General features: G+C 59.6%; 21 protein-coding genes, 1 other RNA gene and 1 riboswitch. Of the genes, 14 read left to right on the forward strand and 8 right to left on the reverse strand.

The window, feature by feature from the left end:
* Window positions 1-30: 30 nt before the first annotated feature.
* Complete coding sequence (locus GOX75_RS14835) at window positions 31-540, reverse strand: cytochrome c family protein (RefSeq protein WP_171124671.1); 510 nt, start codon at window positions 538-540, stop codon at window positions 31-33.
* 119 nt (window positions 541-659) lie between these two features.
* Here GOX75_RS14835 and GOX75_RS14840 point away from each other — a divergent pair, with 119 nt between their 5' ends.
* Window positions 660-1,493 carry a prephenate dehydratase gene (locus GOX75_RS14840; RefSeq protein ID WP_171124351.1) on the forward strand — a complete coding sequence of 278 codons (834 nt, stop codon included), beginning with the start codon at window positions 660-662 and terminating at the stop codon, window positions 1,491-1,493.
* Window positions 1,494-1,525: 32 nt separating this feature from the next.
* On the opposite strand, the gene GOX75_RS14845 is transcribed toward GOX75_RS14840, so the two are convergent.
* Window positions 1,526-1,993: an SRPBCC family protein gene (locus GOX75_RS14845; RefSeq protein ID WP_171124353.1), complete on the reverse strand. Its 468-nt coding sequence runs from the start codon at window positions 1,991-1,993 to the stop codon at window positions 1,526-1,528.
* 40 nt (window positions 1,994-2,033) lie between these two features.
* Window positions 2,034-3,014 (reverse strand): NAD(+) diphosphatase, encoded by a 981-nt coding sequence (gene nudC, locus GOX75_RS14850; RefSeq protein ID WP_171124355.1) that lies wholly within the window; start codon window positions 3,012-3,014, stop codon window positions 2,034-2,036.
* Window positions 3,015-3,214: 200 nt separating this feature from the next.
* Here nudC and GOX75_RS14855 point away from each other — a divergent pair, with 200 nt between their 5' ends.
* The 3 genes from GOX75_RS14855 (at window position 3,215) to GOX75_RS14865 (ending at window position 6,030) form a co-directional block, all read left to right on the forward strand.
* Window positions 3,215-5,059 carry a bifunctional 2',3'-cyclic-nucleotide 2'-phosphodiesterase/3'-nucleotidase gene (locus GOX75_RS14855; RefSeq protein WP_171124357.1) on the forward strand — a complete coding sequence of 615 codons (1,845 nt, stop codon included), beginning with the start codon at window positions 3,215-3,217 and terminating at the stop codon, window positions 5,057-5,059.
* Window positions 5,060-5,098: 39 nt separating this feature from the next.
* An RNA gene (gene ffs / locus GOX75_RS14860) (signal recognition particle sRNA small type) lies at window positions 5,099-5,197 on the forward strand.
* A gap of 119 nt (window positions 5,198-5,316) precedes the next feature.
* Window positions 5,317-5,540, forward strand: a riboswitch (cobalamin riboswitch).
* 82 nt (window positions 5,541-5,622) lie between these two features.
* Window positions 5,623-6,030, forward strand: coding sequence for a hypothetical protein (locus GOX75_RS14865; RefSeq protein WP_171124359.1), 408 nt, complete (start codon window positions 5,623-5,625; stop codon window positions 6,028-6,030).
* A gap of 2 nt (window positions 6,031-6,032) precedes the next feature.
* Here GOX75_RS14865 and GOX75_RS14870 read toward each other — a convergent pair whose 3' ends face one another.
* Window positions 6,033-6,530: a dual specificity protein phosphatase family protein gene (locus GOX75_RS14870; protein ID WP_254428820.1), complete on the reverse strand. Its 498-nt coding sequence runs from the start codon at window positions 6,528-6,530 to the stop codon at window positions 6,033-6,035.
* A gap of 169 nt (window positions 6,531-6,699) precedes the next feature.
* Between GOX75_RS14870 and GOX75_RS14875 the strand changes: the two genes are divergently transcribed.
* The 3 genes from GOX75_RS14875 to recR all read left to right on the forward strand — a co-directional run bounded on the left by GOX75_RS14875 (window position 6,700) and on the right by recR (window position 9,696).
* Complete coding sequence (locus tag GOX75_RS14875) at window positions 6,700-8,460, forward strand: DNA polymerase III subunit gamma/tau (protein WP_171124361.1); 1,761 nt, start codon at window positions 6,700-6,702, stop codon at window positions 8,458-8,460.
* A gap of 233 nt (window positions 8,461-8,693) precedes the next feature.
* Window positions 8,694-9,038: a YbaB/EbfC family nucleoid-associated protein gene (locus tag GOX75_RS14880; protein ID WP_170386032.1), complete on the forward strand. Its 345-nt coding sequence runs from the start codon at window positions 8,694-8,696 to the stop codon at window positions 9,036-9,038.
* A 64-nt stretch (window positions 9,039-9,102) separates the two neighbouring features.
* A complete protein-coding gene (gene recR, locus GOX75_RS14885; RefSeq protein WP_171124363.1) occupies window positions 9,103-9,696 on the forward strand; it encodes a recombination mediator RecR in 594 nt (197 codons plus the stop codon).
* A 34-nt stretch (window positions 9,697-9,730) separates the two neighbouring features.
* On the opposite strand, the gene GOX75_RS14890 is transcribed toward recR, so the two are convergent.
* Window positions 9,731-10,252 (reverse strand): hypothetical protein, encoded by a 522-nt coding sequence (locus GOX75_RS14890; RefSeq protein ID WP_171124365.1) that lies wholly within the window; start codon window positions 10,250-10,252, stop codon window positions 9,731-9,733.
* A 100-nt stretch (window positions 10,253-10,352) separates the two neighbouring features.
* Between GOX75_RS14890 and GOX75_RS14895 the strand changes: the two genes are divergently transcribed.
* Window positions 10,353-10,841 (forward strand): hypothetical protein, encoded by a 489-nt coding sequence (locus GOX75_RS14895; RefSeq protein WP_171124367.1) that lies wholly within the window; start codon window positions 10,353-10,355, stop codon window positions 10,839-10,841.
* On the opposite strand, the gene GOX75_RS14900 is transcribed toward GOX75_RS14895, so the two are convergent.
* Window positions 10,838-11,479 (reverse strand): ribonuclease T2, encoded by a 642-nt coding sequence (locus GOX75_RS14900; RefSeq protein WP_171124368.1) that lies wholly within the window; start codon window positions 11,477-11,479, stop codon window positions 10,838-10,840. The genes GOX75_RS14895 and GOX75_RS14900 overlap by 4 nt on opposite strands.
* A gap of 130 nt (window positions 11,480-11,609) precedes the next feature.
* Here GOX75_RS14900 and GOX75_RS14905 point away from each other — a divergent pair, with 130 nt between their 5' ends.
* Together GOX75_RS14905 and GOX75_RS14910 are read left to right on the forward strand one after the other, a co-directional pair.
* Window positions 11,610-12,371 carry a DUF1013 domain-containing protein gene (locus tag GOX75_RS14905; RefSeq protein ID WP_171124370.1) on the forward strand — a complete coding sequence of 254 codons (762 nt, stop codon included), beginning with the start codon at window positions 11,610-11,612 and terminating at the stop codon, window positions 12,369-12,371.
* Window positions 12,372-12,423: 52 nt separating this feature from the next.
* The gene (locus GOX75_RS14910) at window positions 12,424-12,813 is read left to right on the forward strand and encodes a hypothetical protein (RefSeq protein WP_171124372.1); all 390 of its coding nucleotides are present in this window, start codon (window positions 12,424-12,426) and stop codon (window positions 12,811-12,813) included.
* A gap of 82 nt (window positions 12,814-12,895) precedes the next feature.
* Here the strand turns inward: GOX75_RS14910 and GOX75_RS14915 are convergent, their stop codons facing one another.
* Both GOX75_RS14915 and GOX75_RS14920 read right to left on the reverse strand, forming a co-directional pair.
* Entirely contained in the window at window positions 12,896-13,927 is a 1,032-nt protein-coding gene (locus tag GOX75_RS14915) for a permease (protein WP_171124375.1), read from the reverse strand.
* Window positions 13,920-14,228, reverse strand: coding sequence for a helix-turn-helix transcriptional regulator (locus GOX75_RS14920; RefSeq protein ID WP_171124377.1), 309 nt, complete (start codon window positions 14,226-14,228; stop codon window positions 13,920-13,922). Before GOX75_RS14920 ends, GOX75_RS14915 begins: the two co-directional genes overlap by 8 nt.
* A 124-nt stretch (window positions 14,229-14,352) precedes the next feature.
* Between GOX75_RS14920 and GOX75_RS14925 the strand changes: the two genes are divergently transcribed.
* From GOX75_RS14925 to GOX75_RS14940, 4 genes are all read left to right on the forward strand, one after another.
* Window positions 14,353-15,813, forward strand: a complete 1,461-nt coding sequence (locus GOX75_RS14925) for a PLP-dependent aminotransferase family protein (protein ID WP_171124379.1) — start codon at window positions 14,353-14,355, stop codon at window positions 15,811-15,813.
* A 125-nt stretch (window positions 15,814-15,938) separates the two neighbouring features.
* On the forward strand, window positions 15,939-17,717 hold the full coding sequence (xsc, locus tag GOX75_RS14930) for a sulfoacetaldehyde acetyltransferase (RefSeq protein WP_171124675.1): 1,779 nt from the start codon (window positions 15,939-15,941) through the stop codon (window positions 17,715-17,717).
* Window positions 17,718-17,722: 5 nt separating this feature from the next.
* Complete coding sequence (gene pta, locus GOX75_RS14935; RefSeq protein WP_171124380.1) at window positions 17,723-18,736, forward strand: phosphate acetyltransferase; 1,014 nt, start codon at window positions 17,723-17,725, stop codon at window positions 18,734-18,736.
* Between the two features lie 50 nt (window positions 18,737-18,786).
* Entirely contained in the window at window positions 18,787-21,639 is a 2,853-nt protein-coding gene (locus GOX75_RS14940; RefSeq protein ID WP_171124382.1) for a molybdopterin oxidoreductase family protein, read from the forward strand.
* Window positions 21,640-21,712: the final 73 nt, after the last annotated feature.

Consider the following 21,712-nt stretch of genomic DNA (forward strand, 5'->3'; position numbering starts at 1 on the left):
CTTTGAAAATCGGTAAAACCGAGTATCGGATCAGTTGCCGATTGTCTGCAGATAAGCAATCAGGTCGGCGCGCTCTTGCGGCTTTTTCAGGCCGGCAAAGCTCATGGAAGTGCCCGAGATATACGCGCTTGGGCGCTCCAGGAAGGCATCCAGCGCTTCGGGTGTCCAGTTTCCGCCATGGGCCTGCATGGCAGCCGAGTAGCTTGTGAAACCGTTTGCCGAGGCGACCGGGCGGTCAACTACACCGTACAGGTAGGGGCCGGTGCCGTTCGCGCCGTCTTCCAGCTTGTGACACGCGGTGCACTTGCGGAAAACTCTGGCGCCCTTTTCGGGGTCAGCGGCGGCCAGCATATCTTCGAAAACCACCTCTTCGCCGTCAGCGCTTTCACCCGCGCTTTCGGTTTCGATGATATATGCGGCTGTCTCGCCATGCCCATCGGCGTGGTAAAGAGCTTCGGCACCCCATTTGGCCAGAAGCAGCACCAGAAAGGTGCCAAACAGGCCTGCGGCGGCCTTGGTAACTGTCATCGTGTCGAACATTGATCGCGAGTCCATTTCAGCTGTCTGCGGGGTGTCTAAGGCTTCCCCTAGCAAGAGGCAAGGTATAGACACCGCGACTAAACGCCCAATTCAAGAACTTGTTGCACGGAATCGACCAAATGACCAAACGTATCGCATTTCAGGGAGAACCCGGCGCCTATAGTCACGAGGCCTGCCGCAATGCCCGCCCCGACATGGAGGCCCTGCCCTGCCGCACATTCGAGGATGTGATCGAATCGGTCCGATCAGGTGAAGCTGATCTGGCGATGCTGCCGGTGGAAAACACGACCTATGGCCGCGTCGCCGATATACACCGTCTGCTGCCCCATAGCGGCCTGCACATCATTGACGAGGCATTTGTCCGGGTTCACATCAATCTACTGACCGTTCCGGGCGCCAAGCTTGAAGATATTACCGAGGCGCACTCTCATCTGGTTTTGCTGCCGCAATGTGCAGAGTTCCTGAAGAAGCACGGAATCAAAGGCCGCGTCAGCCCGGACAATGCCCGCGCCGCCCGCGAAGTTTCAGAGCAGGGCGATCTGCATTCGGCGGCGCTGGCCAGTGAACTGGCTGGCGAAATTTACGGCCTGAACGTCATGGCCCGACACATTGAAGATCGCGACAACAACACCACCCGGTTTCTGGTCATGTCGCGTCAGGCGGATATGTCCCGGCGTGGCGAACACGGCATGATCACCAGCTTTGTCTTTCAGGTGCGCAATATTCCTGCGGCGCTGTACAAGGCGATGGGCGGATTCGCGACCAATGGCATCAACATGACCAAACTTGAAAGTTACATGGTGGATGGATCATTCACCGCCACGCAATTCTACGCGGACATCGTCGGACACCCGGAAGACCGGAATGTAAAACTGGCGATGGAAGAGCTGGAGCACTTTACCACCAATGTTGAGATTCTGGGCGTCTACCCGGCTGCCCAGCCGCGCGGCTAGCAGCTTTTTCCAGCGGCGCCTGCCAAATCCTGTCAGATGCCATGCTGATGTCGTTCTTCCATCTCTCTGGCGAATTCGCTTAGGCGCGCCTGAAACCGACGCCGGAACCGGTTTTGACCCAGCCGGAGGGATTGCAGGAAAAGCCGGGCAGGCAGCGACTTGGCCGCGAGTGACATGTCCACTTCCAGCCGAGTGCGGCGCTGCGACAAGGCCATAAACTCGACGGTCGTCGTGCCGTTCAGTCCTTTTCCCGTCGCCTCGAACCGCATCTGTGATGGCGGATCGCATTCGGCCATCACGATCTCGACCTGCCGCGGTTTGCCACGCAGCCTGAATTCCGTTGTCCAGGTTGTTCCGGGGACCACGCCCATATGGCCGGTCAGGCGCCGCACTTCGATTCCCCGGCGCATCGCCATTCGTTCAAAACGCTCAAAATCAGTGACCATCTCAAACACGGCGTTGATCGGGGCTTGGATATCTTCACGCGCAGTGAATTGCATTTCTGTTCGCGGCTCTCTTACTTGTCAGCCCAGTATTTTGTCAGTCCAGCGTGTCCGCAAGCCAGTTTTGCAAAAGGAAATGTGCAATAGCACCTTTACGCGCAGGCAAAAGGTTTGGGTGTTCGCCTGCGAAGGCCTGCATCATCTCTGACTTGCTGACCCACATCGCGTCTTCAATCTCAACCGGATCAATTTTGATCTCTTTGGACAGCGCCTCACCCGCGCAGCCAAACATCAGCGACGCGGGAAATGGCCAAGGCTGGCTGGACAGGTAAGAGACCCGGCCAACAGGCACGCCCGCCTCTTCCATGACTTCGCGCCTGACGGCGGCTTCCAGTGTCTCACCCGGTTCGACAAACCCGGCAAGCAGCGAATACATCCCCTCGGGCCAGCCCGGTGATCGACCGACCAGAACCGTTTCTCCGTGTGTGATCAGCATGATGACAACCGGATCTGTGCGTGGAAAATGGTGCCCTCCGCAACTAGGGCAGCTACGCTGCCATCCGGCCTGCGTCATTTCGCTGGCCGCGCCGCACCGGGCACAAAACCGATGCGTTTCGTGCCAGCCAATCACAGCCTTGGCCGAGGCCGCCAATTCTGCGTCACGCGGGGACAGGCGGGTCATAATGCGGCGCAGTTCGGCAAAAACGAACCCATTGGGCAGACCGGGATGCTGCTGCTCGGACCTGTCAAAGAAACCGCCGACCTGCGAGATATCCAGATCATCGGCGGCCCAGTTCGAAATATCGACGGCAAACACGGGCGCGCCGTCGGACAAGCCCAAAAATATCGGCTCATCCGTGATACCGCCGGGTCCGTTGTTCACCAGTTGATGCGTCGTTGGGATGAAACCCAGTCGGTCCAGCGCCTCCCCCTGAACCAACAGCTTGCCACGCCACAGCAAAATGCACCGTGCCTCGGGATTCGCGCGCGCCAGCGCGATCTCATCTGCGTCTGCGCGAATATGCGCCGCACGATCCAGGCCAGAGCCACCAAACGTCACATGTTCCGCGTTTTTCATTGCAGTTCCTTCGGATTTTCCGCACAGGGCTGCCATGGCAGGCACGACGTTGCAATGGCTTTTCAGCTTCTTATGAAAAAGTTCCTGCGCCGCTGAAAAGCCTTAGCCTGACCTTGAAATTTGCACCTGATACGCTTTTTGTTGAAATTGATTAATAATAAACTGCCAAAAGTAGAGTAGTGAAACCTCCCTCTTCCTTAATGACAGCGCAGATCCGGATATTGGCGACAACCGATCTGCACATGAATTTGACCGGATTCGACTATTATGCGGACACTCCTGACCCTTCGATCGGCCTGAGCAGAACCGCAAGTCTGATCAAAGCGGCCCGAACGCAGGCCCAGTCTCAAGGGCACCTTGTCTTGCTGTTTGACAATGGTGACGCCCTTCAAGGTGCGCCCATTGGTGAAAGGGCAGTGGCGCAGACCGACAGCCGTCACATCCTGATGCAAGCCTTTGATGACCTTGGTTATGACGCCGTTGGATTGGGAAACCATGACTTTGGGTTCGGGCTTGAGGTATTGGACCGCATAGTCGCCCAAGCCACGTGCCCGGTCATTTGCAGCAATGCCACCAGAGCCGACCGCCCGGCAAGCTGGCAGGCGCATACGATTCTTGACCGGAACATCAAAATGCAGGGGCAAGATCTGGTTTTGAAAATCGGTGTGTTCTCTGTCCTCCCGCCGCAGACAGCCAAGTGGGAAGCGCACCGCCTGCAAGGTGCCGTTTCGGTAGAGGACATCCTGACGTGCGCCCATCGAAAAACGCGGGAATTGCGATCCGGGGGATGCGATCTGATTGTGGCACTTGCCCATACAGGGCTTGGCGCCGCTGCACCCGCGCCCAATCTTGAGAATGCGGCTATCCCCCTGGCAGCGGTGCCCGGAATTGATGCGATCATTGCTGGGCATTCCCACTTGACCCTGCCCGGCTCTGCTCATCAGAGTCTGGAGCATGTCGACCCACAACACGGTCTTGTTCACGGAAAACCGGTTGTGATGCCGGGCGCGGCCGGTTCGCATCTGGGCATCATTGACCTGACGTTGCACCAAAAAGACGCGGGCGGGTGGTCGATTGGGAACCAACATGTGGAACTGCATTCTGTTTCACCAGCGACGCCCGCGGCCCCGACGGAAGAGGACGCTGATGTGAAGCGTCTGTTCGCACAAGCACATAAAGAGACACGGTTGCACTCGGCCAAGCCTGTCGGCGAAACGCGTCAAAATTTGCACAGTTATTTCAGCTTCTGTGCGCCGGACAGGGGGCTTGCGCTGGTCGCGGCAGCGCAAGCCGCCGCGTTGCGCCCCTTCCTAAAAGGAACATCGCACGAGGGCCTACCGGTTCTTTCAGCCGTATCGCCCTCGAAATTCGGAGGGCGCGCAGGGCCACGATCCTTTACCGACGTTCCGGCGGGTCAAATCCGGCTTCGCCATGTCGACGACCTGAACATCTTTCCAAACGAAATGCAGGCCGTCGTGGTTTCGGGCGCGCAGATTAGAGACTGGCTTGAGATGTCGGCTGGCGTGCTCAATCAAATGCACGCAGGTCAACGAATCGACCTGCGGAATTCCGCGCGCGCCGGTTACAATTTTGATATCCTGCACGGCCTTAGCTACCAGATCGACCTTGGTATGCCCGCGCGGTTCGACGCGGGCGGCAATTTGACGAATTCATCGCATAACCGCGTCAAGAATATTCGCCTTGCCGAGCACCCTATCGACGATCAGCAATCCTTTGTTGTTGCCCTCAACAACTACCGGGCCAGCGGAGGTGGGCATTTCCCCTTCGTAGACACCGCAAGGCAGATTCCATTACCAGTTTTGTCGATCCAATGCATTGTTCGGGATTATGTCGCGGGCCGCCTTCCCGCGGATCCGTTGGCGGATGCGCCGCGGCCATTCACACTCAGACCGCTCTCCGGGGCGTTTGCGATTCTCAGAACCAGTCCCAAGGCGCAGCACCATTTAGCTGAATTGCAGACGTATAACCCGTCAGTCATTGGGCGCGATGACGATGGTTTTTTACTAATCCGGCTTACGCTGTGACGGGTTGTCATCCGCAAACGAAATGCATATATCCACCCCTGAGAGGTTGGCGCGGGCGAGCGCCTCGCCAACCTGGTCAGGTCCGGAAGGAAGCAGCCACAACGAGCCCCGCTTGGGTCGATGTCCAACCTCTCACTTCCCCCCACATGCTTAAGGCTATTCCGCGATCCGGCATGAACAAGCCCGCCGCCCTATCGGGAAGACAACCCTGCGTCTAAAGCGGTGACAAAGCCCGCTTGACTCGGACCGATTTCACCGGATAGCGATGACTTGATGGTTCTCGACCCGGCTTACCGGGAAGGGATGAAAAGGGAACACGGTGCGGTCCTGCCCCGGCGATGCCGAAACGGACCAATGCCGCGACTGCCCCCGCAACTGTAAGCGGTGAGCAATGCCGAGACACCACTGGCCCAACGGCTGGGAAGGTTGGCAAAGCGATGACCCGCAAGTCAGGAGACCTGCCATCTGACTGAAACCGAAACTCGGGCGGGGTGTCCGGGCAGGTCAAAGCCGCACAAAGCGACCTGACCCACGCCCCCCGTCCATCGCGCGGAGGGCGCACAATGATCTGGAAGACAAAAACGCACGAGTTTTCTGCAACGATTTGTCAGAAAACCGGCAAACCGTGTCCGGCCTTGGCAAGGATGGCACGTGCCATGGCGGACGCGATAGCAACAGCGCAGCCTGTCACAACCAAAGAGTTCGAGGTCGAAGGCAGCGGAGAGCTTTCGCATTGCGCAGAAGGGTGCACAGCGCGGTTTCGCGCCCATTCAGATCTGATCAGGGTGTATTGTGGAACGGCCTCGGAAACCCCGACAACAAAGCTGGACGATTACGCCGACATGATGTTCGGGACCAGCCTGTCGGCCATGTCAACCGGAACGCTGTCCGATATGCCCTGCGCAATGCTCGAGGTTACAACCTTGGGACTGCGTCCCGCGGCTGGTGACCCACAACCAGCCATGGCGTGACGTCAAAGCCCGGTTGATGCCGGTGCCGTGGCCCAAGCCATCTGCGCGTCGGTTTCGACGGCGCACGGCCGGACCGCGCGCAACCGGCGCAGTGCCTTATCCGGGGCTTCACCGCCTTCGACCAGCAAGCGCAACACAATCATGCCGGACCGCCCGCATCCGCCCCGGCAATGAACCAAGACCCGTCCACCCGCAGACAGGACGCGGTGTGCATCGGTGCTGGCGTTTGGCCAATCACACCTTACGTTCGATGACGGTGCGCCAAAATCCTGCACCGGAAGATGAACCCAAGTGATTGCGCGGCTCTGCAGGTCGCGCCCGAGATGGTGCGCTCCTACGGCCTCCAACTCATTGGAAGTGGTCATCGAAATGACCATTGCCGGCCGCCATTGCATGATCCGCTCAAGATCCCCGGCAAAGTCGCCGTGCCGACCTGGCATTTGCGCCAAGCCCAACAGACCGGACCGAACCGGCATTGAGTAAATTTCAAACCTGTCCAAGGTGCGCACTCTGCCCGAAGGAAATGGCTGGGCAAGCCGATACACGCCCACCCGAACCTGTATCCAATGTGCCGCAGTAATCCAAATCGAATTTCATCGCTCCCTGCGGTGGACGTGAGCGGCAGGGGTCACTACGCTGCAAAGCTGATACGAATCCGACAGAGCAGACATGACCGAAACACCAAGCCCCGCCTATCAGGTGCTCGCCCGCAAATACCGTCCTGAAACTTTTGCCGACCTCGTGGGCCAGGACGCCATGGTACGCACCCTGAAAAACGCGTTCGAGGCCGACCGGATAGCGCAGGCCTTTGTCATGACCGGCATTCGCGGTACCGGCAAAACCACCACCGCGCGGATCATTGCCAAGGGCATGAACTGCATCGGACCAGACAGTGAAGGCAAAGCGACAATCGAACCCTGCGGCCAGTGCGAACACTGCGTGGCCATCATGGAGGGCCGCCATGTCGACGTAATGGAGATGGACGCCGCAAGCCGCACCGGTGTGAACGACATTCGCGAGATCATCGAAAGCGTCCGCTATCGTGCCGCCAGTGCGCGCTACAAGATATACATCATCGACGAAGTTCACATGCTGTCGAACAGCGCGTTCAACGCTTTGCTCAAAACCCTTGAAGAACCGCCTGAGCATGTGAAGTTCATCTTTGCCACAACCGAAATCCGCAAGGTTCCGGTGACGGTCCTGTCGCGGTGTCAACGCTTCGACCTGCGCCGGATCGAACCCGAGGACATGATCGGCCTGCTGAAAAAAATCGCAACTGCCGAGAACGCTCAGATTGCCGAGGACGCCTTGGCGCTGATCACTCGTGCGGCGGAAGGTTCGGCCCGGGATGCGACCTCGCTGCTGGATCAAGCCATTTCGCATGGTGCCGGGGAAACCAGCGCGGATCAGGTGCGGGCCATGCTGGGGTTGGCTGATCGCGGGCGTGTGCTGGACCTGATGGACATGATCCTGCGCGGCGATACCGCCGGAGCGTTGACGGAGCTTGGCGGTCAATATGCCGAAGGTGCCGACCCGCTGGCCGTACTGCGCGATCTGGCCGAGATCACGCATTGGGTCTCGGTGGTCAAGATTACGCCGGACGCAGCCGAAGATCCGACAGTCTCGCCTGACGAACGCGCCCGGGGCGTCCAGATGGCCGAGGCCCTTCCCATGCGCATTCTGACCCGGATGTGGCAGATGTTGCTGAAAGCACTCGAAGAAGTTTCGGCAGCGCCCAATGCCATGATGTCCGCAGAAATGGCTATCATCCGGCTGACCCATGTCGCCGACCTGCCCACCCCGGAAGAGCTGATCAGACGTCTTCAGGACGCCCCGCCCCCTGCCCCGAACGGCGGGCCCGGCGGTGGAATGTCAGCGCCGACACAGGGCACCGTTCAGGCACATGCGCCAGCGGCACAATCCTACGCGGCGCCAGCGGGTGGTGGCGCGGGCGCACCCAGCGCGGCTTTGGCGCGGGACACACAGACCGCTCTGGCCCGGTATCCGACATTCGAACATGTGGTTGAACTGATCCGCACAAACCGGGATGTGAAACTGCTGGTCGAGGTTGAAAACGGCGTGCGTCTGGTTTCGTACCAGCCGGGGCGGATCGAATTTACTCCGGCCGACAGCGCTCCGACGGATTTGGCGCAACGACTGGGGTCAGCGTTGCAACGCTGGACCGGAAATCGTTGGGCGGTATCGGTCGTATCGGACGGCGACATGGCGACAATTGCCGAAGTCAGGGACGCGGCAGACCTCGCCCTGCGCGCTGAGGCCGAGCAGCATCCGCTGGTTCAGGCGGTGCTGAAACAATTCCCCAAGGCTCGGATCAAAAGGATCGAAACGCCCGAGGAACGCGCCGCAAAGGTCGAAACCGAAGCCTTGCCCGAAGTCGAAGACGAATGGGACCCGTTCGAAGAGGACTGAACCCTTCGCGTAAAAAACCCGAAATACTCCCGCACCCGCGACGGACCATCGGCTGACGCCGACAGCCCTGAGCGGACTTGGGCCCGGCAGCGTGGGCAAGGCCCGCGCTGCCGGGCCCAACGGGAGGAAAGGTCTTGCCAAAGACCTTGACGACAGGCGGGAGCCCCACGGCCCTTGTGCCGCGCGGGTGCCGTCCGTATTTAGGCTTCAAACGGACTTACAGGAGAAACACGATGCTCAAAGGACTCGGCGGTCTGGGCGACATGGCCAAGATGATGAAATCCGCACAGGATTTGCAGACCAAGATGACCGACATGCAGGAAGAACTGAACACCATCATGGTTGTCGGCGAATCTGGTGCCGGGCTGGTCAAGGCCACCGCAACTGCAAAAGGCGAGCTGAAAGGTCTGGACATCGACCCGTCGATCTTCAATGGCGACGACAAGGAAGTGGTCGAGGACCTGATCCTTGCTGCCATCAAGGACGCACAGACCAAAGCCGCAGAGCGGTCGCAGGAAGAAATGGCAAAGCTCACCGAAAGCATGGGCCTGCCCGCAGACATCAAGCTGCCTTTCTGATAGACATTCCTGACGAAACACAGGCCGGGCGCGCATGCCCGGCCCATTTGCAGGAGCGCGCTCAGTGAGTTCGAACAGCGACATCGACAACCTGATCGACCTGTTGGCCAAGCTGCCGGGTCTGGGTCCGCGCTCGGCCCGCCGCGCAGTGCTGCACCTGATCCGCAAGCGTGCCCTGCTGCTGACGCCCCTGTCAGACGCCATGCAACAGGTCGCCATCACCGCCCGCGAATGCCTGAACTGTGGCAACGTCGGCACCACCGATATCTGCGATATCTGCGACAGCGAGGCCCGCGCGACTGGTGAGCTTTGCGTGGTCGAAGACGTCGCCGACCTTTGGGCGATGGAGCGCGCGGGCGTGTTCAAAGGCCGCTATCACGTGCTGGGCGGCACATTGTCGGCACTGGACGGCGTCGGCCCGGACGAGCTGCGCATTCCGCGCCTCAAGGACCGGGTGGTCGCCGAAGGAGTTACCGAGGTCATCCTCGCCCTGAACGCCACAGTCGATGGCCAGACAACAGCGCATTACATCGCCGATCAGCTAGAGAGGCAGGTCCGACTGACCTCTCTGGCGCAGGGCGTGCCGATTGGCGGAGAGCTGGATTATCTGGATGACGGGACGATTACAGCGGCGCTGCGGGCGCGGAAAGAACTTTGATCTTACCAAAAGTTCCGGGTGACAAATGCTCCGGCTAGTCTCTTGTGATTCCACATTGTACCACCCATTCGTGCGGCAAAACATTGACTGCGATGTTGTTTGGCAGTTGGTAAAACGACATGGTTCGGTAGCTCCAAGCATAAGGAACGCAGTCCTTAAGCGCAGCCGCATGCAAATAGAACTGAAACTCTCTTGGCGCATTTCGAAGCGTCTGAAAGAATGAGTTTCTGAACTCCGCATCCGCATCAAAAACGTTGATCGATCTAGCGCGCAGGACGCTTGCATAAGATCCGACAAAGACGCTTGATAGGCTCATGGCCAAGACAATGAACACCGGCAGAGTGATATGGGCTTCGAAATTTAACCTGCTAAAGAACGCACTGACCGATAAACCCAAAAAACCGCCAAAGAACACGAGAAACGGCCAAAAAGGGGCGCCCAATCGATCGCTCCAAAATGTTACATATGCAATTGGCTGAAGAACATTTCCGAACAAGATAAGCGCCGTTGCAGCGTATGCAAAAGCACTGCAAAAAAAGGCGAGCAGTAGTTTCATTGCTCCCAATTACCTTATTCCACACAAAGAAATTATGTCTTTGTAATTCAATAAAAAGTCACTAACCTCAACTGTGCCACGTTAACTGTAGAGTTGTTTAGTGACCCGCCTTCTCGCCCTTACCCTCGCCGCCTTCACAGCAACCGTCGCCTGGTCGCAGGAACTCGTCGACAAAGGCTTTGCCGAGGGTTGGAACATCATGATGGACCCTGCGCTTGGCAACGGGTGCTTGATCCAGACGGTGTATGAAGACCTCTCGGTGGTTCGGATCGGTTACGACGCGCTGAACAATCGCGGGTATTTTACGGTTTTCAACAAGGCGTGGGGCGACATCGAACAGGGCCAAAGCTATCCCATCCGGTTCGAACTGGATGGCAAAAGTTTTGATGCCACGGCCACGGGGTTCAAATTGGACCGCGTGCCGGGTGCGACCGTGTTTTTCACCGACCGGAACTTTGTGAATGCGATCGCTCAGAACCGCACGATGACCGTTTACAATCCGGCAGGGGAAACTGTCATGGCCATAGACCTGAAGGGCACGGCCAAGGCGCTGGAATACGCGCGCGACTGTCAGAACAAGAAACTCTAGCGAATCGGATCGAACAGAGCGTCCTTGGCTGCACAATCGCGGATCACGTCCCGGCCGCAAGGAACGGGTTTAAGATCGCGCGACAGGCACAAACGGACTTCTTCAATGTACCCTTGTTTGCAGGTGATGGTGATCATGTCCGGTTTTAGTCCCGGATTAGCTTTCAGAAACGCCTCCTCAACCACCGAAGCCGGCAGTTTGACGGCGGCATCCAGTTTGCGAAAGACCTCGGGCCGCGCGACTTGCTGATATGCTTGGCGCGACAGCGCGAAATAGTCCGGCGCGGACAGGCCCGAGCAGGTTCCGTGTTTCTTCCACTGGTGCCACGCCAAACCGGACGTGCCCTGAATATCCGCCATTTCCCGCGTCATACGACGGGTGGGTGGCGCCACGGCGGTTCGGCAATAGGACGGCCAGCCCTGATGAAACTGAGGCCACAACCCGTGCAGGATCCAACCATGATCGTGACGCGCATCGCATTGATCCGAGCTACGCGCATCCCCTTCACGCGCGCACCAGTTGGGCGACCAACTGAGGGACAGAACATAATAGTCGAATTCCCCTGCCTTTTCGCCCTCGGCCAGCACCGTCGCCGCACTCAGAACGCATAATAACAGCCCCAGAATCCCTTGGCGCATTCGCCTCTTCCCTTCTTGACCTTGCGCGACTATATACGGGCCAAGTTCCCCGACAACGGAAACCTGCCCCAAGACCACGGGGCCGCCGAATTCCGGCGACGGGACAGATGTATTTAAAGGAGACGGGCTGATGGCAAAACCGCTTATGGCCAAGGCAACAGCCGTATGGCTGGTGGACAACACCACGATCAGCTTCAAGCAGATCGCGGATTTCGTGGGTATGCACGAGCTTGAGGTGCAGGGCATCGCCGACGGCGACGTGGCCGCTGGCGTCAAAGGCTTTGACCCCATCGCCAATAACCAACTAACCCAGGACGAGATCGACGCCGCGCAGAACAACCCGCTGCACAAGCTCAAGCTTAAGTTCAACGCTGCTGCGGCAGGCGAGGAAAAGCGCCGTGGCCCGCGTTACACCCCGCTGTCCAAGCGTCAGGACCGTCCGAACTCGATCCTATGGCTGGTCAAGTTCCACCCTGAACTGAGCGACGGCCAGATCGCCAAGCTGGTCGGCACCACCAAGCCCACCATCCAGTCGATCCGCGAGCGCACCCACTGGAACATCGCCAACATGCAACCCATCGACCCGGTTGCCCTGGGCCTGTGCAAACAGTCCGAACTGGATGCGATCGTGCAGAAGGCGGCCGCCAAGAAAGCCGCCGAAGGTGGCGTCATGAGCGATGACGAACGCCGCAAGCTGGTTTCGACCGAGCAGTCGCTGGAAATGGACTCCGCGCCAAAAATCCCGACCGCCATCGAGGGCCTCGAGACATTCTCGCTGTCTGACGAGCCGGTCGAAGAAAAAGACGACGAACCGGTCATCGACGCGGATAGCTTCTTCAACCTGCCTAAAGGCGGGGCCGAGGATGAAGACGAAGACGATCTGCGCCCCTAATCTACAGACAGCCCCTGCCTGAACAGGCCGGGGCTTTTTTGACGGTACCCCCATGCTGAATGTCTTGTCTGCCCTATTTGGTCCACACCGTGCCGTGTCGATCTATGCTTTTATGAAAACCAAGGGTCTGGCTGTGCTCGGAGGTGTCGGAGTCGTTGCCGTTGCAGCGGCCCTATTGCTTCTCAACGATGACGGGCGCCACGAACACGAAGCATTCATGACGGTTCCGGTCCTGTCTGCCACGCCGATCAACGGAGATCTCAAGAATGGGGTCATTGCCTCGGTACGGTTGCCGGACGGGTCTGCAACGTCGATCTCGTCGACAGAATCACCGATTTCCCAGACCGTTGGCGACAGCGCCTGCATAGAAAAACGCGTGTATGTCGAAAGTGGTGAACCGCGATACCGCTTCAAGCTGCCACGCTACTGCGACGCAAGCTGATCACGCGAAACCGTCCGGTGAGAAAACACCGGGCGGTTTTTCCTTTTACGCGTCTGGGGTTCAGCTTGGCACCCAAATCGCACTAAACCATCTGAAAGATGATCCCTGCGATAATGGCGCCGGTTATGCCCAGCCCCAGATAGGTCGCAAACACCTTCGGCTTGACCAGCGACCAGACGGCTGCCATGGCCGGGATCGAACTGACCGCACCTGCAACCATGAAGGACATGGCGGCACCGACGCTCATCCCTTGTTCAGTCAGACCGGCCAGCAGCGGCGGTGCGACGTATGAGTTCAGGTAGGCCGGCATTCCAACCAGGGCTGCGATAACGATGGGCACGACACCCTCACCACCAACCACGCGGGCAATCAGATCGGCGGGCACATAGCTGACCAGCAGCGCCTCAAGGACATAGGCAAGGGCCAGCCATTTCAGCAAGAACAGACCGTTGTGAACAAACTCGGTGCGAAAGCGCTGACGACGCTCGGGCTGCTGCCAGAACCGCCAGACGGGTTTGTCGTCTTGCTTTGGGCCGCACCCGCAGCATCCAGCGGGTTTGTATTCCCGGAGCGGTTGCGCGAATGCGCCGCTGCGCATCAGACCGCGCACGACAAAACCACCGAACAATCCCAAGGCAACGGCGGCTACGGCTTTACCGATCGCGAACGGCCAGCCCAACGCACCTGCGGTGATCAGCAATGTGGGCGGGTCGATCAAAGGCGAGCTGAGCCAGAACGCCATCACCGCCGACAAGGGCGCACCCAGCGCCAGCAGACCGGCGATAAACGGGATCACCTCGCAGGAACAAAATGGTGCCAACCCACCAAACAGAGCGGCGAGGAAAATCATCCGTGTCTCGCGCCCCTCAAAGGCGCGCGCGACCATGACTTCGGCCCCTGTCGCCTTCAGGTAAGACAGAAGCAGGACGGCAAACAAGATATATTGACCGGTGTGGGCAAGGGCCTTGCCTGCGAATGTGACAACCTCTGCCCAGTTTCCGGGGTCCAGAACCGCCACGGCAATCAAGATCGCAACGATCACAGCCCAAGGCGTTTTAATCACGTCCAGCGCGGCTTTTCCCGAAATCTTCGGGTTCTTTGTCAGTTCAGCCATCGTTCGCGGCCTTTCCTTCTTCGTCCACGCAGCACTCGGACAGGATGAACTGCGCCAGGTTTCGCAACTCGTCATAGCTGGCGCGGTTGATCGTGGTGCGCCCGATCTTTTCCTGCTGCACCACGCCTCCGGCTGCCAGAAACCGCAGGTGATGGGCCAGCGTAGAAGGCGCGATACCCGTGCGTTCCTGTATTTCCCCAACGGTCAGCCCGGCTTCACCTGCACGGACCAGAGTTTTCAGAACCTTCAACCGGGCCTCGGACCCCATGGCCGAAAATCCCGCAGCGGCGGTTTCCCACATTTCGTGTACTCCATTAAACTAGATTTCTAGTTATTTAGGCGAGTCGATTTCTGGTGTCAATGAAAATGATCAAAAACCAGTAAGTCCAGATTGCTCACCCCATAAGTCCACCCTATAAAGCCCTATGGGCATTTCGGTCGACACTTTCTTTCTGGAACTCAACGGTCAGGGCACGCTGCAGGCGCAGATCCAGCAGATGATTGCCGAGGGTATCCTGTCGGGCCGTTTCCACGTGGGTGAGAAACTGCCGTCATCCCGCAAACTGGCCGCACATCTGGGGGTCAGCCGGATCACGGTAACGCTGGCCTATACGGAGTTGCTGGCCAATGACTACCTCACCTCCAAAGGGCGGTCGGGGTATTATGTGTCGGAAAATGCGCCGGTGCCGCCGAAATACACGCCCACTCCGCGCGGAAATGAAACGGTCGATTGGAACACGGCGCTGGCCCGGCGTTTTTCGGACGGGGATACCCTGACCAAACCCGCAGATTGGCGCGATTACCGCTATCCGTTCATCTATGGTCAGGCCGACCGGTCGCTGTTTGACCACGCCAACTGGCGACTTTGCGCGGTCAGGGCGCTGGGACATAAGGATTTCGATTCCCTGACCGGGGATTACGTGGATCAGGACGACCCCCTGCTGGTCGAGTTCATCGCCCGCCACACCCTGCCCCGCCGCGGCATCGCAGCCCGACCCGAAGAGATTCTGATTACAATGGGCGCGCAAAACGCGCTTTGGCTAGCCTCGCGCATTCTGTTGAACCGCAACCGGACGGCGGTGATCGAAGACCCGTGCTACTATGCCCTTCGCGACCTGCTGAACCATTCCGATTGCAAAGTGGCCCCGGTCGCCGTGGACCGCGACGGCTTGCCACCCGAGGCATTGCCCGACCAGACCGATGTGATTTTTACCACCCCCAGCCACCAAAGCCCGACCACCGCGACCATGCCTGTGGACCGGCGCACCGCTCTGCTGGCCCATGCCCGCGAATTGGACGCGATGGTGGTCGAGGATGACTATGAATTCGAGATGGCCTTTCTGGGTGCGCCCTCGCCCGCGCTCAAGTCGATGGACCGGGACGGGAGGGTGATCTATGTGGGCAGCTTCTCGAAATCGCTCTTTCCCGGCTTGCGCCTTGGCTACATGGTAGGGTCCGAGCCTTTTATCCGCGAGGCCCGCGCCCTGCGATCACTGGTCTTGCGCCACCCGCCAGGACATATCCAGCGCACGGCCGCCTATTTCCTGTCGCTTGGCCACTATGACGCGCAGATCAGGCGGATGTCCAAGGCGCTGGCCCAACGGCGCACGGCGCTAGATCAGGCCGTCGAACAGAATGGCCTGACTGTCGCCGGGCGCGGCGTTCTGGGCGGTTCATCAATCTGGATGTCGGCACCGGATCATGTGGACACAACCCGGCTGGCTAAGGCCCTGCAAGGCCAAAGCGTCCACATCGAACCCGGCGCGCCATTCTTTTCCGAACCCGATCGGCCCCGGAATTTCTACCGTCTGGGATATTCCTCAATCGCGCCGGATCGCATCGCACCGGGCGTAAAACGCATCGCCGAGGCGATCCGCGACTATTAGCGGAATACTGGACCTATTCCGCTGCGCATTCTGGCCCTAACGTCACTCTTCCCCATCCGTCAAAACCATATCTAAAGGCGGGGCGAATGACCCAGCCATTCCACATATGCGCGGAGATCATTCAGATGAAAATGACCACGGAAGAGGCCTTTGTTAAGGTTCTGCAAATGCACGGAATCGAACATGCGTTCGGGATTATCGGCTCGGCCATGATGCCAATCTCGGACCTGTTCCCTAAGGCGGGGATCATGTTCTGGGACTGCGCGCATGAAGGCAGCGCCGGAATGATGGCCGACGGCTATACCCGCGCCACCGGCAAGATGTCGATGATGATCGCGCAGAACGGGCCCGGCATCACCAACTTTGTCACCGCTGTTAAAACCGCCTATTGGAACCACACCCCGCTGCTGCTGGTCACCCCGCAGGCCGCGAACAAGACCATCGGTCAGGGTGGTTTTCAGGAAGTCGAGCAGATGAAACTGTTCGAAGACATGGTCGCCTATCAGGAAGAGGTCCGCGACCCGTCCCGCGTGTGCGAGGTTCTGAACCGCGTGATCATGCAGGCCAAACGCGCCAGTGCGCCTGCGCAGTTGAACATCCCGCGCGATATGTGGACTCAGGTCATCGACGTCGACCTACCCGCAGTTGTTGAGTTCGAGCGCCCTTCGGGCGGCGAAAGCGCCGTGGCGCAGGCGGCCGATCTGCTGTCGAATGCCAAGAACCCGGTGATCCTGAACGGCGCGGGCGTGGTTCTGTCCGAAGGCGGGATCGGGGCGTCTAAAGATCTGGCCGAGCGTCTGGATGCGCCGGTCTGCGTTGGCTATCAGCACAACGATGCCTTCCCCGGTTCGCACCCGCTGTTTGCCGGGCCGCTGGGCTATAACGGCTCAAAAGCGGGGATGGAATTGATCAGCGAGGCTGATGTGGTTTTGTGCCTCGGCACCCGCCTGAACCCGTTCTCGACCCTGCCCGGCTATGGCATGGAATACTGGCCGACGGACGCCAAGATCATTCAGGTCGACATCAACGCCGACCGGATCGGCCTGACCAAGACGGTTTCGGTGGGCATCATCGGTGACGCGGCCAAGGTGGCCAAGGGCATTCTAGCGCAGCTAAGCGATACTGCAGGCGATGCAGGGCGGATTGAACGCAAGTCGCGCATCGCCCAGAAAAAATCCGCATGGGCGCAGCAACTCTCCAGCATGGACCACGAAGATGACGATCCGGGCACCACATGGAACCAGCGCGCCCGCGCCGCCAAGCCCGACTGGATGAGCCCCCGCATGGCGTGGCGCGCGATTCAGTCCGCCCTGCCGAAAGAGGCGATCATCTCGTCCGATATCGGCAACAACTGCGCCATTGGCAATGCCTACCCATCCTTCGAGGATGGTCGCAAGTATCTGGCGCCCGGCCTGTTCGGCCCGTGTGGCTATGGCCTGCCGTCGGTTGTGGGCGCCAAGATCGGCAACCCGGACGTGCCGGTTGTCGGGTTCTCGGGCGACGGAGCCTTTGGTATCGCGGTCAACGAACTGACCGCCATCGGGCGCGAGGAATGGCCCGCCATCACCCAGATCGTCTTCCGCAACTATCAGTGGGGGGCCGAAAAGCGAAACTCGACCCTGTGGTTTGACGACAATTTCGTTGGCACCGAGTTGGACACCAAAGTGTCTTACGCCGGAATTGCACAAGCTTGCGGTCTGAAAGGCGTCGTGGCGCGCACGATGGACGAGCTGACGGCCGCCCTGAATCAGGCCATCGAAGACCAGAAGAACGGCATCACCACCCTGATCGAAGCCATGATCAATCAGGAACTGGGCGAACCCTTCCGCCGCGACGCGATGAAAAAGCCGGTGGCGGTTGCGGGCATCAGCGCCGATGACATGGCCCCACAGGCCGGGGCGTAACCCCCGTGAAGCCTCTGCGCGCCATTCTCGGGGCGGCAAGCGCGTCGGACAAAATCATCGCCCTGTCCGAGGGCGACGATCCCCGCGTTGTCGAAGGCGCGGTGAAAGCCGTAAAAGAGAATGTCGCGCGGATCATCCTGATCGGAGACAGGGCCGAAGTTTCGGCCCTGCTTGAAACCCATGACGGGTATGATTCAGACCGGATCGACATCCACGATCCGGCCACGTCGGACCTGACGCCCGGCCTTGCGCAAGCGCTATACGAACGGCGCAAGCACAAGGGCATGACGTTGGAAAACGCGCGCCAGCAGATCACCAACCGTCTGATCTATGCCGCAATGCTGGTGCTACAGGACATCGCCGACGGCACGGTCGGCGGCGCGGTCGAGACAACCTCTGACACCGTGCGCGCCGCGTTACAGATCATCGGCACCGCGCCCGAAGCCGCGATGGTATCCAGCTTTTTCCTGATGTTGTTCTGCCAGGACCATCACGAGGTCAAAGGCGCCCGAATCTTTGCCGATTGCGGGCTGATTGTGGACCCCGACGCACAAGAGATGGCAGAGATCGCCCGCGCCTCGGCTGACTCCTACACGACCCTGACCGGCGAGGTTGCGCGGGTGGCGATGCTATCCTTTTCCACCTCGGGCAGCGCAGAACACCCTAAGGTTTCGAAAGTGGTCGAAGCGACGCAGATCGCCCGCGCCAAAGACCCAAGCCTGCTGATCGACGGAGAGCTACAGTTCGACGCCGCCTTCGTGCCTGAAATCGCCGCCGCCAAGGCCACGGACTCACCACTCAAAGGTGAAGCAAATGTCTTTGTCTTCCCCAGCCTGAACGCGGGCAATCTGGGTTATAAAATCGCGCAGCGCATCGGCGGGGTCGAGGCGATCGGCCCCGTGTTGCAAGGATTGGCGAAACCCGCCAACGACCTGTCACGCGGCTGTTCATCCGAGGACATACTGCACATGATCGCCGTCACCGCCGTTCAGGCGCAACACAACGATTCCGGGACGTAAGTCGTCCTCACAAGAAAAAGTGAAAACATTATTCCGATTTACCTCATTTTATGAGAAAGGTCGGATCGCAGTCTTTAAGGGGGGCGCTTTTGAACCAGCCAGTGATCGACACCTCGCCCAAGGTCTCAGACGAGGTCCGCAAGACCACCTGCTACATGTGCGCCTGCCGCTGCGGTATCAATGTCCACATGAAGGACGGCAAAGTTGCCTATATCGAGGGCAACCGAGACCACCCCGTGAACAAGGGCGTTCTGTGCGCCAAGGGCAGCGCCGGGATCATGCAGGTCAACGCGCCCTCGCGCCTTCGTAAACCGCTGCGCCGGGTCGGCCCGCGTGGCTCGGGCGAATTCCGCGAAATCGAATGGGACGAGGCGATCAGCACCGCTGTCGGCTGGCTGAACGAACTGCACGAAACCGCCCCACAGAAACTGGCCTTCTTCACCGGGCGCGACCAAAGCCAGAGCTTTACCAGTTTCTGGGCGCAGCATTTCGGCACGCCAAACTATGCGGCCCATGGCGGATTCTGCTCGGTCAACATGGCGGCGGGTGGGATCTACACCATGGGCGGCGCGTTCTGGGAATTCGGCCAGCCCGACTGGGAGCACACCAAGCTGTTTATGCTATTCGGTGTGGCCGAGGATCATGACAGCAACCCGATCAAGATGGGGATCGGCAAGATCAAGGCACGCGGCGCGCGGGTGATCGGTGTGAACCCGATCCGCTCGGGCTATAACGCCGTCGCTGACGATTGGGTCGGGATCACGCCCGGCACCGATGGACTGTTTATCCTGTCGCTGATCCATGTACTGATGAAGGCAGGAAAGATCGACCTCGACTACCTCAGCCGCTACACCAATGCGCCGGTTCTGGTGAACGCTGCCGAGGGCCCGGAAAAGGGCCTGTTCCTGCGCGACGCCGACGGTAAACCACTGGTGATCGACCGCGTGACAGGCGAGCCCACCGCCTTTGACAAACCCGGCGTCCGCCCGGACCTGTCGGCCACATACGACAAGGACGGCGTCACGCACCGCCCGGTTTTTCACCTGATGGCCGAGAAATACCTGTCCGACGACCACGCGCCCGAGGCCGTGGCCGAACGCTGCGGCATACCGGCCAAGCGCATCCGCGCCATCGCTGCGGAAATCGCCCGCGTCGCCTTTGACGAAGCGATCGAGCTGGACCACGAATGGACCGACTTCCGCGGCGAGACACATACCGAGATGGTGGGCCGTCCGGTCAGCTTCCACGCGATGCGCGGCATCTCGGCCCATGCCAACGGCTTCCAAACCTGTCGCGCGCTGCATGTCCTGCAAATCCTGCTCGGCACAGTCGAGGTTCCCGGCGGCTTCCGCTTCAAACCGCCCTACCCCAAACCGGTCGAGGCCCACCCCACCCCGCACGGCGACCGCCGCCCGGGTCGCCCGCTGGAAGGCCCCCATCTTGGCTTCCCGCGCGGCCCCGAAGACCTGCTGCTGGACGAAAACGGAAATGCCCAGCGCATCGACAAGGCGTTCACATGGGAAAACCCAATGTCGGCGCATGGGCTGATGCATATGGTGATCTCGAACGCCGCCGCCGGTGATCCTTACAAGATCGACACGCTGTTCATGTATATGGCGAACATGTCGTGGAACTCCTCCATGAACACCAAGGGCGTGATGGAGATGCTTTCGGCCAAGACCGAAGACGGCAAATACGTCATCCCCAAGATCATCTACTCGGATGCCTATTCCTCGGAAATGGTCGCCTATGCCGACCTGATCCTGCCCGACACAACTTATCTGGAGCGACACGACTGCATCTCACTTCTGGACCGCCCAATCTGCGAGGCCGACGCCGCCGCCGACGCGATCCGCTGGCCCGTGATCGAACCCGACCGCGACGTACGCGGGTTCCAGTCGGTGCTCATTGAACTGGCCAACCGCATGAGCCTGCCGGGCTTCACAAACGAAGACGGCACACCAAAATGGAAGGATTACGCTGACTATATCGTCAACCACGAACGCAAACCGGGCATCGGCCCGCTTGCCGGGTTCCGGGGTGAGGACGGCGACAAGGAAGGGCGTGGTGAGGTCAACCCGGACCAGTTAAACCGGTACATCGAAAACGGCGGCTTCTACGTGGCCCACATCCCCGAAGGCGCGGACTACTACAAACCGTGGAACACCGCCTATCAGGATTGGGCCGTTGACATGGGCCTCTATGACAGCCCGCAACCCTACTTGTTCCAGCTCTATTCCGAACCGATGCGCAAATTCCAACTGGCCGCCGAAGGGCATGGTGACCGCCAGCCCCCCGAGCACCTGCGCCAGCGCCTCAAAGACACGATGGACCCGCTGCCCATCTGGTACGAAACCGACCAGCAGGGCAACGAAGGCTTCACCGTCAACGCCCTAACCCAACGCCCCATGGCGATGTATCACAGCTGGGGCACCCAAAACGCATGGCTCCGCCAATTGCACGGGCGCAACCCGCTTTACGTGCCCACAAAGCTGATGCGCGAACACGATCTGCAAGACGGTGACTGGGCCAAAGTCAGTTCACCGCATGGGGAAATCACAGTCCCAGTCATGGAAATGGCTGCACTGAACGAAAATACCGTGTGGACATGGAACGCCATTGGTAAGCGCAAAGGTGCCTGGGCCCTGCAAGAAGACGCCCCCGAAGCCACCAAAGGCTTCCTGCTGAACCACCTGATCCACGAACTCCTCCCACACAAAGGCGATGGAATGCGCTGGGCCAATTCCGACCCGGTTACCGGACAGGCCGCGTGGTTCGACCTGAAGGTCAAAATCGAAAAGGCCGCGCCGCCTGAGGATGCGGAAAGCCAACCGGAATTTAGCCCGATCAAGTCGCCTGTGGGGACCGGGCCCAAAGACCTCGCTTGGAAGGTTGGCAAATGACCCGATCCGCTCTTCATCTGGCCCAAAATATCCCGGGGTCTGGGGCAGAGCCCCAGCCCGCCGTCACCCCAAA

The organism is Ruegeria sp. HKCCD7251 (assembly GCF_013031165.1).
Classification (GTDB): Bacteria; Pseudomonadota; Alphaproteobacteria; order Rhodobacterales; family Rhodobacteraceae; genus Ruegeria.

Coding starts and splice junctions, on each gene's coding strand:
- GOX75_RS14835 (WP_171124671.1), bottom strand. CDS start 540: ATGTTCGACACGATGACAGTTACCAAGGCCGCCGCAGGCCTGTTTGGC.
- GOX75_RS14845 (WP_171124353.1), bottom strand. CDS start 1,993: ATGCAATTCACTGCGCGTGAAGATATCCAAGCCCCGATCAACGCCGTG.
- GOX75_RS14925 (WP_171124379.1), top strand. CDS start 14,353: ATGGGCATTTCGGTCGACACTTTCTTTCTGGAACTCAACGGTCAGGGC.
- GOX75_RS14940 (WP_171124382.1), top strand. CDS start 18,787: ATGAGAAAGGTCGGATCGCAGTCTTTAAGGGGGGCGCTTTTGAACCAG.
- GOX75_RS14840 (WP_171124351.1), top strand. CDS start 660: ATGACCAAACGTATCGCATTTCAGGGAGAACCCGGCGCCTATAGTCAC.
- GOX75_RS14910 (WP_171124372.1), top strand. CDS start 12,424: ATGCTGAATGTCTTGTCTGCCCTATTTGGTCCACACCGTGCCGTGTCG.
- GOX75_RS14890 (WP_171124365.1), bottom strand. CDS start 10,252: ATGAAACTACTGCTCGCCTTTTTTTGCAGTGCTTTTGCATACGCTGCA.
- nudC (WP_171124355.1), bottom strand. CDS start 3,014: ATGAAAAACGCGGAACATGTGACGTTTGGTGGCTCTGGCCTGGATCGT.
- GOX75_RS14865 (WP_171124359.1), top strand. CDS start 5,623: ATGATCTGGAAGACAAAAACGCACGAGTTTTCTGCAACGATTTGTCAG.
- xsc (WP_171124675.1), top strand. CDS start 15,939: ATGAAAATGACCACGGAAGAGGCCTTTGTTAAGGTTCTGCAAATGCAC.
- GOX75_RS14875 (WP_171124361.1), top strand. CDS start 6,700: ATGACCGAAACACCAAGCCCCGCCTATCAGGTGCTCGCCCGCAAATAC.
- GOX75_RS14855 (WP_171124357.1), top strand. CDS start 3,215: ATGACAGCGCAGATCCGGATATTGGCGACAACCGATCTGCACATGAAT.
- GOX75_RS14900 (WP_171124368.1), bottom strand. CDS start 11,479: ATGCGCCAAGGGATTCTGGGGCTGTTATTATGCGTTCTGAGTGCGGCG.
- GOX75_RS14905 (WP_171124370.1), top strand. CDS start 11,610: ATGGCAAAACCGCTTATGGCCAAGGCAACAGCCGTATGGCTGGTGGAC.
- GOX75_RS14880 (WP_170386032.1), top strand. CDS start 8,694: ATGCTCAAAGGACTCGGCGGTCTGGGCGACATGGCCAAGATGATGAAA.
- GOX75_RS14920 (WP_171124377.1), bottom strand. CDS start 14,228: ATGTGGGAAACCGCCGCTGCGGGATTTTCGGCCATGGGGTCCGAGGCC.
- GOX75_RS14915 (WP_171124375.1), bottom strand. CDS start 13,927: ATGGCTGAACTGACAAAGAACCCGAAGATTTCGGGAAAAGCCGCGCTG.